This window comes from Pseudomonas sp. JV414 (assembly GCF_032424305.1).
Taxonomy (GTDB): domain Bacteria; phylum Pseudomonadota; class Gammaproteobacteria; order Pseudomonadales; family Pseudomonadaceae; genus Aquipseudomonas; species Aquipseudomonas lini.
In genome coordinates, this window is record NZ_VYKC01000016.1 from 208528 (window position 1) to 222738 (window position 14211).

General features: G+C 56.2%; 11 protein-coding genes and 1 tRNA gene. 4 read left to right on the forward strand and 8 right to left on the reverse strand.

Annotation, left to right across the window (positions count from 1 at the left end; all coding sequences use genetic code 11):
* Positions 1-2: 2 nt before the first annotated feature.
* The gene (locus F6R97_RS17405) at positions 3-794 is read right to left on the reverse strand and encodes a helix-turn-helix domain-containing protein (RefSeq protein WP_038981213.1); all 792 of its coding nucleotides are present in this window, start codon (positions 792-794) and stop codon (positions 3-5) included.
* A 139-nt stretch (positions 795-933) separates the two neighbouring features.
* Here F6R97_RS17405 and F6R97_RS17410 point away from each other — a divergent pair, with 139 nt between their 5' ends.
* From F6R97_RS17410 to F6R97_RS17420, 3 genes are all read left to right on the forward strand, one after another.
* A complete protein-coding gene (locus tag F6R97_RS17410; protein WP_315866873.1) occupies positions 934-2037 on the forward strand; it encodes a polyamine ABC transporter substrate-binding protein in 1104 nt (367 codons plus the stop codon).
* 59 nt (positions 2038-2096) lie between these two features.
* Entirely contained in the window at positions 2097-2282 is a 186-nt protein-coding gene (locus F6R97_RS17415) for a hypothetical protein (protein ID WP_038983593.1), read from the forward strand.
* A 164-nt stretch (positions 2283-2446) separates the two neighbouring features.
* Positions 2447-2692: a hypothetical protein gene (locus tag F6R97_RS17420; RefSeq protein WP_038981217.1), complete on the forward strand. Its 246-nt coding sequence runs from the start codon at positions 2447-2449 to the stop codon at positions 2690-2692.
* A 490-nt stretch (positions 2693-3182) separates the two neighbouring features.
* Here the strand turns inward: F6R97_RS17420 and F6R97_RS17425 are convergent, their stop codons facing one another.
* The 7 genes from F6R97_RS17425 to rpsU form a co-directional block, all read right to left on the reverse strand.
* Positions 3183-3425, reverse strand: coding sequence for a hypothetical protein (locus F6R97_RS17425; RefSeq protein WP_054594326.1), 243 nt, complete (start codon positions 3423-3425; stop codon positions 3183-3185).
* Between the two features lie 10 nt (positions 3426-3435).
* Positions 3436-3936: a hypothetical protein gene (locus tag F6R97_RS17430; protein WP_050682142.1), complete on the reverse strand. Its 501-nt coding sequence runs from the start codon at positions 3934-3936 to the stop codon at positions 3436-3438.
* Between the two features lie 487 nt (positions 3937-4423).
* Positions 4424-4500, reverse strand: a tRNA-Ile gene (locus F6R97_RS17435).
* 15 nt (positions 4501-4515) lie between these two features.
* On the reverse strand, positions 4516-8262 hold the full coding sequence (locus F6R97_RS17440) for a bifunctional diguanylate cyclase/phosphodiesterase (protein WP_038981223.1): 3747 nt from the start codon (positions 8260-8262) through the stop codon (positions 4516-4518).
* Between the two features lie 123 nt (positions 8263-8385).
* Entirely contained in the window at positions 8386-10233 is a 1848-nt protein-coding gene (gene rpoD, locus F6R97_RS17445) for an RNA polymerase sigma factor RpoD (protein ID WP_038981225.1), read from the reverse strand.
* A 67-nt stretch (positions 10234-10300) separates the two neighbouring features.
* On the reverse strand, positions 10301-12274 hold the full coding sequence (gene dnaG, locus F6R97_RS17450; protein ID WP_038981227.1) for a DNA primase: 1974 nt from the start codon (positions 12272-12274) through the stop codon (positions 10301-10303).
* Positions 12275-12756: 482 nt separating this feature from the next.
* The gene (gene rpsU, locus F6R97_RS17455; protein ID WP_002551877.1) at positions 12757-12972 is read right to left on the reverse strand and encodes a 30S ribosomal protein S21; all 216 of its coding nucleotides are present in this window, start codon (positions 12970-12972) and stop codon (positions 12757-12759) included.
* A 199-nt stretch (positions 12973-13171) separates the two neighbouring features.
* On the opposite strand from rpsU, the gene tsaD reads away from it, so the two are divergent.
* Positions 13172-14197, forward strand: coding sequence for a tRNA (adenosine(37)-N6)-threonylcarbamoyltransferase complex transferase subunit TsaD (gene tsaD / locus F6R97_RS17460; RefSeq protein ID WP_038981234.1), 1026 nt, complete (start codon positions 13172-13174; stop codon positions 14195-14197).
* Positions 14198-14211: the final 14 nt, after the last annotated feature.

Here is a 14211-nt window from a genome sequence, read left to right on the forward strand (position 1 = left end):
CTTCAATTTGTAGGGCAGATATCCTGTTTTGGCATAAAGAATCGAGCAAATAATTCGGGTTGTGATTTGATGTTCAATTTAGCGTAAATATTTCGGCGATGAACTTTTATTGTTTCTGCCGACAAGGAAAGTTTTCCTGCTATCTCTTTGTTAGAGAATCCGCTGAGTAATAATTGGAGAACGTCCTTTTCGCGCGTTGTTATTTGTGTGCCAAGCTGGAGAATCGTTTCTGGCCATAGAGTCGGTTCTGGGAGATCTTTTTCTACGTCAACCTCAAAGCACATGCGTTGATGCATTAATGCAGTTACCCATGGTTTGATAATATCAAGTATTGTTATTTGCTCTTGGTTAAAGCGGGCGTTACTGCCAAAGGAAATGCATAGCGTTCTATCGGAGTCGAGCTGGACATTGTACTGTGCTTCATCTACAGAAATGTACTGTGCGAAATATTGATGATAGTACTCAGTTTCAAGGAAGTGCTCGGGTGCAATATCCAGCATATGAAAGAAACCGCTCTGTGGGTTTTCTCGATTGGCTATATAAAATGGATCGAGCATATAAAGCCCCTTCACGTAGCGATGAATGAACGCATCTACCTCTTCTGTGTCTGCTACTTCAGGAAGACTAACAACTTGCACTTGTTGATTGCTGAATATTAACACCACCCAGTTATCGATTTGCACATATTCATTTAAGGTACGAATAAGTGAACTCCAGAATTCTGGGCGATTCAACTGCATGATCAGCTTTCCAATTGATCGATGCCAAGCCAGGCTATGAAGGTCGAGTGGCATTTTCTACCCCTTTAGGGTTAGGGATTCGTAGGTCGCGGGTAAGTATTCGTAGGTATTTACTATTCGTCAATGCCGGGTATATTCACGATCAGGATTCACGATGGCCATGAGGGCATGTCGTCTTGACAAGGATAGTTGTATGAGCAAATCACCTTTGCGAACCCTTTTTGCAGCCTCGCTTCTCTGTGCAGGGATCAGCACATCAGTGGGGGCTGTAGAGCCTGGGGTGTATCTGTACAACTGGTTCGGGCTTATCGCACCGGAAACTCCAGAGGAGTTTGAGCAGGAAACCGGCAGCCGAATTCATATGGATGCGTTCGACAGTGCCGAAATCATGCAGAGTAAAGTGATGGCTGGGCGCACGGGGTATGACGTGGTTGTGGCTACCTCCAATGTGCTGCCAAGCCTGATCCAGGCGGGAGTACTTCAGCCGTTGGATCGTAATCAACTGAGTAATTTGTCACATATCGATCCTGATATTTTGTCCCAGCTAGCAGTCAATGATCCTGGTAACCGCTACGCTGTGCCCTATTTATGGGGTACCACCGGCATTGGTTATGACGTTGCTAAAGTCAAAGCGGCATTGGGTGATGATGCTCCGGTGAATAGCTGGGATTTGATCTTCAAAGAAGAAAACATCAGTAAACTCAAGTCGTGTGGTGTGGCAATGCTCGACTCTCCAAGTGAGATCATTTCGATTGCTTTGCATTACCTTGGGCTCCCTAGCAACAGTAAGAATCCGGATGATTACCAGAAGGCTCAAGCCCTACTGTTAAAAATCCGTCCCTACGTCCTCTATTTCGACTCATCCAAAATCGACTCTGACCTGGCTGATGGCAATATTTGTGCAGTTGTGGGATGGGCTAATGGTGCCCTTGCTGCGCAGGCCATCAACGAGAAGGCCAACACTGGACGCAAGATTGCCTACAGCCTTCCTCGCGAGGGAGCGCTGGTTTGGTCGGAAAATCTGGTTCTGTTAAAAGATGCTCCCCATCCAAAGGAGGGGATGGCGTTTATTAATTATATGTTGCGACCAGAAGTTATTGCCAAGACTTCAAACCACACTCTGTATCCTAACGCTAATAAAGATGCCTATGAGTTTGTTGAGCGGAAGCTGCGTGACAATGCTTGGATTTATCCAGACCAAAAGACCGTTGCTACACTTGTTCCACTTGAGCCGCTGCCATTGAAGTTGGAACGAATCCGCACTCGGATTTGGACCAAAGTGAAGAGTGGTACGTGATCTGACTGGATTGTCGTCTTTGTTGTTCTATGGGGGTCTTTATTTTATATGAGGGTGCTATGGGGATTTACAGAGAAATTAAAAGCGAAATTAAAGAGTTGGTAGTGCTGATAAAAATGACTGAGCGATATGAAGCGCTCATTGCAAATGGCTTTATGTCGCTGGATAACCAGTCAATTGTCTTTAATGATCAGCGGTTGAGCCGTATTGAAGAATTGCTCCGTAAGTATGATGTGAGTTTATAATTTAAAAGGAGGTTGATCTATTTCGGTTTGGCCTGCACGTGGCTTTTCTGGATTTTTCGGCTTGCCAATTTGGAGCACTGGTAATCACGTAGGGAGCAAGAGCAGCCCTTATCAACCGACTGACTTAGGGGTTGTCACAGAGGTTCTAGGGAAGGAGAAAAATCATGTACCAGGGTGATTGCCAGTGCTACTTGGAGTCGGATGAATACAAAGCCTACAAGGAAATTGAGGAGCAGATTGGCCACTGCGCGCCCGAACAAGCCTGGGCCATGTACTACGTCTCGGTCGGGATGGTGCGTGAAAACATCGCCTTGGCGGTGATGGAGCACATCGCCAGGGGTAACAAGGCACTGCTTGTTGAGTTCCCCGAACTTGCACCGGCTGACCAGGGAGTTCACGAATCGAGCTAAGGCGGATCACGCAAGCCTTTACAGCGAAGGAGTCACCAGTCTTCGCCCACGATCTTCTGTAGTGCCCCCGGGCTAATTCTCTCGCAGCTCCAAACCACGTTCCATTCACAGATCGAGAAGCAAAACGCGGCTTGGCCTAAGGCATGCGTATAGTCTGACTTAAAAGGTTGGCGATTGCGGTGACCTTTCATGTGCGTTAGATCCGTGCTGTCTAGGATCAGAATTACGCCGCGCCCGCAGAGTTGGCGAGGCTGGTCAATGTGGCATTACACATTTCCGACTGCACCTGGCCTGCGTTACAGCCGCCACCCATCATTTAACAGTGATTTTGGCGGCATCTAACCTACGTTAGGAGTTACCAGTATGTTCAAAGTGACCCCCATCCGCCGGCAAGGTCCAACGCTAAGATCATCGATCAACGCGCTGTTGATCGACTGTTGTCCCATATGATTTTGGGTCAGAGACGGCACCGAGAAATCGTGCCAGGGCTTCAGTCCCCCTCCGTGAACCGCCGCCGCGTCAGGAAAAGCACCACGCCCAGCGGCACGGCCAGCAGTGCTAACAGCTCCAGGTCAAAGCCCAGCACCTGCTGCTCACCAACCTTGAAGATGCTGACCAAGCCCGTTGCCAGCAGCGCCAAACCCAGCCACTTGCGCAGCGGGTATGGTTTCAGAAACTGAACGAGGATCGCGCCCAGCACCAGAAGGACGACAGTTTGCATGATGTAGGGCATGTGCAGTTCCTCAGACCTTGATGACCAGCGTCACGACAGAGCGCTGTGGGCCAATCCCGCCATGGACCTCTCCCTCGATGCTGACCAGCACGTCACCTGCATGCAGGTTCGGCAGGGCCCCTTTGAGGTACCAGTTGACACCTGTCGTCACGACTGCACCTGAAGCCCAACCAATGAGCGGTCCGCCCAACGCACCTACCCTCCCGGCAACGCCACCTGAGGCCGCAGCAATTCCCTTGGCGACGTTGCCGCGCATAGTGCTGATAGCATCGGCCTGCTGCCGGGTCAGGGGATTGGAAATGCAGACTGTCAGCAGGCATGGCAGGTTTCGAGCCTGCATTCGGTCGTACATATCGACGACCATGCTGTTGACTTGGTAATGGGCGCGTTTCGCTTCGCTAAAGTGCAGCTCGCGCAGGCGACCTCGGTCGCTTTCCATGAGGGTGATTTGAGACAGATTGAAGACGATCCCTTCCTCGGACCTGTACTGCATGGTCTTCTCGAACTTCATGCGCGTATCCATTCGTGCAAAAAGACGATGATTTTCTACAAGCGGTGACTAAGATGCAAACGGTCTTTGATGTGTGGACTCCTTCTCACCGTTGACTGTGGTTCGCACGTTCAGTCTGGCGATTAAGCTAAGGGGGCGCGAGGCACGCGGTCCCGAGTGAGCGAGGCGAACGTATTTTGATACGCTTTACTTAAGGTAAGCACTTAACTGCTCTGCGATCTTTTTAAGCGCTTTTGACTCTTTGTGAAAAGTTACTCTCAACCCATCTTTAGGAGACGCGACAGGGGTGACGGCAAGCCCGACTGCGGTAAAGATTCAGGGTAGCAGGACACCACCTATTCGCCATTAGCTTGTCGGCTCGTAGCCCAGCAAGGCGGAATCTGCGTCCCGACAGGTGGTAGGCCCGCCTTACAGACTTTATATAGGTACGAAAACCTGTACCCAACAAAAAAGGCCTACGCCGTTAAGCGTAAGCCTTTGATTTGTTTGGTGGGCCCAGTAGGACTCGAACCTACGACCAAGGGATTATGAGTCCCCTGCTCTAACCAACTGAGCTATAGGCCCTCAGTAGGCCGCGGATTATAGCGATGGTTTCTCGGCTGTGCTATCCGAAAAATCCAATATGGCTGTACGAAGAAACGTCGCGGCGAATTCGTCCGGTGGCAAGGGCAGGCTGACGATGTAACCCTGGATCTGTTCACAGCCCTCCGCAGCCAGGAATTGCTGCTGGGCCTGGGTTTCGACGCCCTCGGCGATGACGGTGAATTGCATGCTGCGGCCCAGGGCGATGATTGCGCGAACAATGGCCGCGTCGTGTGGGTCGTCCGGCAGGCCGCGGACGAACGATTGGTCGATCTTGAGGATGTCCAGCGGCAGGCGTTTGAGGTAGCTCAGGGACGAATAACCGGTGCCGAAATCGTCGATTGCCAGTTGCACACCCAGGCGTTTGAGTTGATGCAGCACCGCTAGCGCTTCTTCGGCCTGACTCATGATGAAGTTTTCAGTGATTTCCAGTTGCAGGAAGCCGGGTTTGAGGTGGTTGTCCTTGAGCAATTGCTCGATCCGGCCAAGCAGGTTCGGCTGACGCAGTTGAGCGCCCGCAAGGTTGACTGAGAGTGGGCCCAGGCACTCATAGACCTGATTCCACTCGTACATCTGTCGGCAGGCGGTCTCAAGTACCCAATCGCCGATTTGCAGGATCATGCCGTTTTCTTCGGCCAAGGGAATGAAGTGCTCGGGGGGTACATCGCCGAAGTTGGGGTGACGCCAGCGAATCAGCGCTTCTGCGCCCACCACTCGATGATCGTCCAGACTGATTTTGGGTTGGTAGTACAAAAACAGCTCATTACGCTCGATGGCGCGCCGCAGTTCATGTTCCAGCGCCACGCGCTCGCTGGCTTGGGCGGTGAGGTCGCGGGTGTAGCTTTCAACCCGGTTACGGCCCTTGGCCTTGGAGCGATACATCGCAGCATCGGCGTTCTTGACCAGTGTGGCGACGTCGCAGCCGTCCTTGGGGTAGAGGCTGGTGCCGATGCTGGCGCTGATGAAAAACTCGTGCTCGCCGGCCTGGAAAGGGGCGGAGAAGCAATTGAGGAGCTTGGTGGCGATGTTGTCGGCATCGCTGGACTGTTGCAGGCCGGGGAGCAGGATGATGAATTCGTCGCCACCCAGCCGCGCTACGGTGTCGATATCGCGCAACTGTTCTTTGAGGCGCACGGCGATGCCTTTGAGCAGCAGGTCGCCGACCGGGTGACCGAGGCTGTCGTTGATGTGTTTGAAGCGGTCCAGGTCGAGGAACAGCACCGCGCCCTGGCCCCCGTTTTCCTGCTGATTGTTCAGTGCGCTCAGCAGTCGGCTTTCGAACAGCGTGCGGTTTGGCAGGCCGGTCAGCGGGTCGTGGTGCGCCTGGTAGTCGAGTTTGGCCTGCGCGTGCTTGAGGCTGGAAATATCCGCGAACACCGCAACAAAGTGGGTGATGAATTTATCCCGGTTGCGTACTGCGCTGATGGTCAGCCAGCTCGGGTAGAGCTCGCCATTCTTGCGCCGGTTGGAAATCTCGCCTTGCCAATGACCGTCGGCGGTCAATTGATGCCACATCGCCGCATAAAATGCGCTGTCATGCAGGCCCGAGGCGAGCAAGCGAGGGGTATGGCCCAGCGCTTCGCTCTCGCTGTAGCCAGTAATTTCGGTGAATGCACGATTGACTGCGCTGATGTGCTGCTGGGTGTCAGTGATCAATACACCCTCGGCAGTGCTCTCGAACACCGTGGCGGCCTGCTGCAGTTTCTCCTGCATCAAGTGTCGCTCGGTAATATCCCGGGCGATGGTCAGCATGCAGTCCTCATCGCCGATGGGCAACGGCCTGCTTGAAACCTCACAGAGCCGGATTTGCCCGTCTTTGCGGCGGATGTGGCAACTGAAGTCGCGGACGAAACCATCCCGGTGCAACAGCTCGAGCATCTGTTTGCGCTCGTTGAGATTGACCCAGATCCCCAGGTCCAGGGCCGACCGATCCACGGACATCGCGCTATTGAAACCGGTAATACGGCTGAAGCCTTCGTTGACTTCCAACAGCAAGCCGTCGCTCTGCCGGGACAGGAGCAAGCCGTCGGGGGAGGCATGAAAGGCCTTGGCGAACTTCTCTTCGGAGGTTTGCAGCTGCTGCTGGGTTTCCTTGAGTTGACTGATGTCCCGCACGACGACCACCAGGGCCGGGGTGGTATCGAGATCGAAAGGCTCGGCGGATATCAGGCCGGTAAACACCTGGCCATTGCTGCGGCGAAAGGGCATCTCCAGATTGCGGATGCTGCCTGCCTGCAAGCGCTGCAACAAACCCGGCCCCACGCCGGGTACGCCCCAGATGTTCAGGTCGGTGGCGGTCTGGCCTATGACGTCTTCGGCCTTGAGGCCGATTTGTTCTTCGAACGCTTCGTTGACTTCCAGCAGGCAGCCGTCAGAAAGCCGCGCAATTACCAGAATATCCGGGCATTGCTGGAATACCGACGCGAACTTCTGTTCCGACAGGCGCAGCGCCTCTTCGGTGCGCTTGGCTTCGCTGATGTCGATCATCAGTCCGCGCAGTACCGGTTCATGGGCGTGCTCGATCAGGCTGACGATATCGCGGACCCACAGGCAGCGGCCGTCAGCGGTGATGACCCGGTAATCGACGCTGTGATCGCGCCCGGCCGCCACTTCACGGTCGCAGAAGGTCTGGGCCCGGGTCAGATCCGCGGGGTGGATGATGTTGCGCCAGAAGCCCGGAATCAGCCAATGGGGCAGGGGATAACCGAGGAGGTCCTGAGCGTGAGGTGACACATAACTGTAGGTGTAGTCGCTGATCCGGGCTTCCCAGGCAATGGCGGAAAGACTCTCCACCAGCCCGCGGTAATGGTATTCGCTGCTGCGCAGCTCCTGTTCCAGAGCGACCCGACGGGCAATTTCCGAACTGAGTCGACGGTTGATCCGGATAACCACTGCCAGCACGATCATCAGAAACAGTAATCCTGGCAGGCCGTAACTCAGTGCGTCCAGCCAGAAGGTTCGATGGTCCAGGACGTTGCCGACCCAATGTTCCTGGATGGAACTGATTTCACTCGGGGTCATGTCTGCCAGGACTTTGTCCAGGATGCTGACCAGCAGTTTGTTGTTCGGGGGCACGGCCATCGCCAATTGGTAGCGATAGGGTGTTTCACCGCTGACGTAGAGCCCGTCCAGCTTGAGCTGGCGCAGACTCCACACACTGGAGGCGAGATCGCCCACTACGGCGTCCACAGCGTCGGTGGCGAGCGCCTGCAGCGCCGAGCTGACATTGGGCATCGCCACCAGATTCAGGTCGGGATGGTGGGTGCGCAATAGTTCATGGGGGGCATAGTTTTCCACCACGGCGATCTTCAGCCCGTACAGGTCTTCGAGTTTGCGCGGTTGGGGACCTCCGACGTGAGCCAGAATGACAATCGGAAAGTCGAGATAGGGGCGGGTGAACGATAGATACGTCTGACGCTCGGGAGTCGACATGATGCCCGGCAAGATGTCTAGCTTGCCTTGTTTGGCCTGTTTCAGGACCTCGGTCCAGCTGACCGGCTCGATGGGCGTGAGTTTGATGGCCAGCCGTTGACGGATGACGTTGATGTAGTCCGCTGCCAGGCCCTGATAACGCCCATGTTCGTCGCGAAATTCAAACGGCGGCCAGGACGCGTCCACGCCCAGGCGCAATTCCGGATGAGCCGTCAGCCAGGTACGTTCTTCGTCGGTAAGAGTCAACGCACCAGCCGTTGCGGTCCAGGTCATCAGCGACAGCAAAAAAAGCACGGTCGGCCATCTGGGCATAACGGTCTCGTTATGGCTTGGGGGGAATGTTTCGAGTGTAGACGGGCTATTCGGCGGGGGGGGTGTACAGGGCATTTAATCTGTATAAAGCAGAACCCCCGGCCTGGGCCGGGGGTTCTGTGATCACTCGTCGAGGAAGGAGCGCAAATGCTCGCTTCTCGTCGGGTGGCGCAGCTTGCGCAGCGCCTTGGCTTCAATCTGACGAATCCGTTCACGGGTCACGTCGAACTGCTTACCAACCTCCTCGAGGGTGTGGTCGGTATTCATGTCGATACCGAAGCGCATGCGCAGAACCTTGGCTTCACGGGCCGTGAGGCCGGACAGGACTTCGCGAGTCGCTTCTTTAAGGCTCTCAACAGTGGCGACATCGATTGGCGACTGCATGGTCGAGTCTTCGATGAAGTCACCCAGATGAGAATCTTCGTCATCACCGATCGGGGTTTCCATGGAGATCGGCTCTTTAGCGATCTTCAATACCTTGCGGATCTTGTCCTCAGGCATTTCCATGCGTTCGCCCAGCTCTTCCGGGGTCGGTTCGCGACCCATTTCCTGCAGCATCTGCCGGGAAATACGGTTGAGCTTGTTGATCGTCTCGATCATGTGCACCGGAATACGGATGGTGCGGGCCTGGTCGGCGATCGAGCGAGTGATCGCCTGACGGATCCACCAGGTGGCATAAGTCGAGAATTTGTAGCCGCGGCGGTATTCGAACTTGTCTACCGCTTTCATCAAACCGATGTTGCCTTCCTGGATCAGATCGAGGAACTGCAGACCACGGTTGGTGTACTTCTTGGCGATGGAGATCACCAGACGCAAGTTCGCTTCGACCATCTCTTTCTTCGCGCGGCGGGCCTTGGCCTCACCGATCGACATGCGACGGTTGATGTCCTTGATCTCGGCGATCGTCAAACCGGTTTCGGTTTCCAGCGCGGTCAGCTTCTGCTGGCAACGAATGATGTCCGGTTGCAGGCGACCAATGGCTTCAGCGTATTTGCTTTTGCCTTTGGCCAGTGCATCGGTCCAGCTTTCGTCGACTTCATTGCCCGGGAACTGGCGCAGGAAGTCGGCACGCGGCATACGGGCATCACGAACGCACAGCTGCATGATCGCGCGCTCTTGCTGACGCAGACGATCCAGGGCACTGCGAACACGCTCGACCAGGCCTTCGAATTGCTTCGGCACCAGTTTGATCGGCATGAACAGCTCAGCCAGGGCGATCAGCTCGGCGATTGCCAGCTTGTTGCCACGACCGTGCTTTTTCAGCGCCTTGCGGGTGATTTCCATCTGATCGGAGACAGCGCCAAAACGCTGTGCGGCGATGACCGGATCCGGGCCGCTTTCGGCTTCTTCTTCGTCATCGCTTGCTTCGGCGTCATCGTCGTCGGTGTCGTCGGCAGCTGGAGCTGCTTTCGGGTCGACAGGCGGTGGCACTTCGGCTGCAGGCGGCGCAATGCCGTCGTCCGGGTCGATATAACCGCTCAGGACGTCGGACAGGCGGCCACCTTCGGTGGTGACGCGAGTGTACTCGGAGAGAATATGGTCAACCGTGCCAGGGAAGTGCGCGATTGCGCCCATCACTTCGCGGATGCCCTCTTCAATACGTTTGGCGATTTCGATTTCGCCTTCACGTGTGAGGAGCTCTACCGTACCCATTTCACGCATGTACATGCGCACTGGGTCGGTGGTGCGACCAATGTCGGTCTCGACCGCTGCCAACGCTGCTGCTGCCTCTTCGGCCGCGGCTTCGTCGGTATCGGCGTCGGCCAGCATAAGGGAATCCTTATCTGGCGCAACCTCGAATACGTTGATCCCCATGTCATTAATCATGCGGATGATGTCTTCCACCTGTTCCGGATCTGAAATATCCTCCGGCAGGTGGTCGTTGACCTCAGCGTAAGTCAGGTAGCCCTGCTCACGACCAAGTGTGATCAACTCTTTGATACGAGACTGCTGTTGCGCTTTTCCGGACATAACACCCTATCCACTGAAGGTCTTGGCGGGCAAAAAACAAGCCGAGGATTATACCTGAGCTATGACCTCACGCGCCAGTTGAGGTCGGGCTTGATGCGGAAACATTGCGACTTAAAAGGTCGCGCAGTTGATTTTTCTCTTCGGTGCTCAATTCACTTTGACGTGCTTTTCGAAGAAGTTGTTCCAGGTTTCGCTCGCGTTGGCGGGCTGACAAGCTAGTAATGGTGTCGAAAAACTGTTGTTCAAGGTTATCTCCATCAATCAGCCATTCCTTTTCTGCCAGCGCTTTGAGCAGTCGGCCTTGTTCGGTGCCGTGCCAACGCGCAATCAGTTGAAATGAGTTTAGCTTGGGATTCTTCTGTACGGCTTCGAGCAGGGCGACCAACAGTTGCGTGTTGGTATGGTCCTCGGCAGCGAAGTGCCCGGCATCCTCGACTTTCTCAGCCAGTTGCGGGTGATGCAGTAGCGTGCGCAAGGCGGCCAGGGTGGGCGGCTCTACAGCGGCCGGCACCCTTGGCGCGCGCGGTTGATCGCGATCGCCGCCACGTTTGCCGTTCTTGTCCCACGGCTTCTTGTCCCACTTCTTGCCGCCTGCGCCAGGCTTTTTCGGCGTCCATTCCTGCTGCGGCGCGTACATCTCTTGCGCCTGCGGCTGATGGTAGTCGCTGTAATCCGGCATGGCGTCGTAATCGATGCCCGGATCGTAAGCGGGTGGCGCTTCCTGAGGCTGAGGCGTGCTTTGCACGAGTTGGCTCACGGCTTCACCGCTAAGCCCGGTAATTTCGCTCAGGCGCTGGCGCATCAAGATGCGCAGGTTGGCGCCCGGGACTTTGTCGATCAGCGGCGCAGCGAGGGTGGCCATGTGGGCCTTGCCTTCGAGGGAGCGCGGGTCCGATTCCTCGGTCAACTGTTGAAAAAAGTAATCGGCCAACGGCTGGGCGTGCTGATTGATTCGCGCGCGGAAGGCGTCAGTGCCCTCGGAGCGGACCAAGGTGTCCGGGTCCTCGCCTTCGGGCAGGAACAGAAAGCGCGCCCGGCGTCCGTCCTGCAGGCAAGGCAGGGTTGCCTCCAGCGCCCGCCAGGCGGCATTTCGTCCCGCCTGGTCGCCGTCGAAGCAGAACAGTACGTTGGGCACGACGCGAAACAGGCGCTTCAAGTGCTCTTCGCTGGTGGCGGTGCCCAAGGTTGCGACGGCATTGCGCAGGCCTTGCTGGGCGAGGGCGATGACGTCCATATAGCCTTCGACGACGATGATTTCGTCGAGGTTGCGGTTGTTCTTGCGTGCTTCATAAAGGCCGTAGAGTTCCTGGCCCTTATGGAATACCGGGGTTTCCGGTGAGTTCAGGTATTTCGGCTTGTCGTCGCCCAGCACTCGGCCGCCGAAGGCGATGATGCGCCCGCGACTGTCGCGAATCGGGAACATCACGCGATCGCGGAAGCGGTCATAGCGCTTGCCGGTTTCGGCGTTCTCGATCAGCAGGCCGGCATCGATCATGGCCTTTTGCTGCAGGGTATCGCTGCTCAAGTGCTTGTACAGATTGTCCCAGCCGGGTGGGGCAAAGCCGAGGCCGAAATCCCGGGCGATTTCACCCGTTAGTCCACGACCCTTCAAATAATCCACGGCGGCTTTGCGCGACGGATGGTTTTTCAGGGCCTGACGATAAAAGTCGGCGGCAGCGGTGAGCAGCGGATACAGCGGCGAATCAGTAGGCTGGCGCGGTTTGTGCGGCCGGCCGCTTTCTTCGCGGGGAATTTCCATGCCGGCGGCTTTGGCCAGCTCTTCGACAGCCTGGACGAAATCCAGGTTGTCATGGTCCATCATGAAGCCGAGGGCGTTACCGCCAGCGCCACAGCCGAAGCAGTAATAGAACTGTTTGTCGGGGCTGACGCTGAAGGAGGGGGTTTTCTCTTTGTGAAACGGGCAGCAGGCAGTGTAGTTCTTGCCGGCTTTTTTCATTTGCAGGCGCGAGCTGACCACGTCGACGATGTCGGTGCGGTTCAGAAGGTCGTCAATGAAGCTCTGGGGAATTAGCCCGGCCATGGCGTTCTCGTCATCTGCGCTGAAATGGACCCAAAACGAAGGGCGGCCAAACGCGGGTCGTTGTTTGAGGCGCGCAGGGTGTGCGGCTCGACCGGTGTCGTCTGCGTAATCGCTGTCGGGAAGTGTATCTGCCGAAAATCCACTGACGTTAGTACCAATCAGTATTCGACTATTTGAAAGTGTTTCGCTGAATCCGGCGACGGCCAGTCATTGGCCTCGGATAGCTCATAAGCGGGCACGCAAGAAGGTGCCTTGGGCTGATCGTCGTGAGAGGAATCAGTGGGTGTGCTCGTCAGTAGCCTTGGAAGGCTCGTCAGAAAAGACGTGCACCGCTGGCAAAAGAGCCAGGTCTGACGCTGTGAAGCAGATTTGTCTCGGTCGCGTCTGCGGCTTTGACGGTGAAGCATCAAGCGTTGTCCGCAAATGCCATTAGCCCGGCTGAGAGCCGGGCTTGGCAGAAGCTTGCTACGATCGTCTGTGTATTAGTACAGACGAACGGCGCGGCGCTGTTCGCGCTGAACTTTCTTGGCGTGACGCTTAACAGCGGCTGCTGCTTTACGCTTACGCTCAGAAGTTGGCTTCTCGTAAAATTCGCGGCTACGAACTTCAGCCAGTACACCGGCTTTTTCGCAGGAGCGCTTGAAACGACGCAGAGCTACGTCGAAGGGTTCGTTCTCTTTTACTTTGACGGCTGGCATCCAGAGCTACCTTCATTCATTACCGGGGTCAACATCCTCGCGGCAAAAGAGCACTTGAAGACGTCGGTTTTTAAGGGTTGCGGATGTTAACCCCTCATCGCTCGGAATGCAAAGCCTCTGATCGAAAACCGCTGGTCGGGGCATCACGCGACGACTATTATGCGCGCCTTCGAATTCAGCCTCTACAAGGCGCAAACCCATGCTAGTACTGGGATTAGAAACCTCTTGCGACGAAACCGGTGTCGCACTTTACGACAGTGAGCGCGGGCTGTTGGCCGACGCGCTGTTCAGTCAGATCGATCTGCATCGTGCCTATGGCGGCGTGGTGCCGGAGCTGGCTTCGCGTGATCACGTCAAACGCATGCTGCCCTTGATTCGTCAGGTCCTGGCCGAGGCCGGCTGTGTGCCAACCGAGATCGACGCCATCGCGTATACCGCGGGTCCTGGCCTGGTCGGAGCCTTGCTGGTGGGGGCTTCCTGCGCCCAGGCGCTGGCCTTTGCCTGGGGCATTCCGGCCTTGGGGGTGCACCACATGGAAGGTCACTTGCTGGCGCCGATGTTGGAGTCGCAACCACCGGAGTTCCCGTTCGTCGCTTTGTTGGTGTCGGGTGGTCATACGCAGTTGGTTCAGGTCGACGGGATCGGCCAATACACGCTCTTGGGCGAGACCCTCGACGATGCTGCCGGCGAAGCGTTCGATAAAACCGCGAAGATGATGGGCCTGAATTATCCGGGCGGCCCGGAGATCGCTCGTCTGGCAGAGCAGGGCGTTGCAGGGCGTTTCACTTTTCCGCGTCCGATGTGTGATCGTCCAGGCTTGGCTTTCAGCTTCAGCGGCCTGAAAACCTTTGCGCTGAACACCTGGCAGCAGAGCGTCAGCGCCGGGGACGACAGCGAGCAAGCCCGTTGCGACATCTCGCTGGCGTTCCAGCAGGCCGTGGTGGAGACTTTGACCATCAAGTGCAAGCGTGCCCTGAAACAGGCGGGTCTCAAGCGTCTGGTGATCGCAGGGGGCGTCAGCGCCAACAAAGCGCTGCGGGTTTCACTCGAGAAAATGCTCGGCGACATGAAGGGCGATGTGTTTTATGCCCGTCCGGAATTCTGCACCGATAATGGCGCGATGATTGCGTTTGCTGGCTGCCAGCGTTTGCAGGCGGGTCAGCATGAAAGCCTGGCGATCAGCGTGCAGGCGCGCTGGCCGATGGAGCAACTGTCGGCGCTGTGATGAGCGGCGCTCAC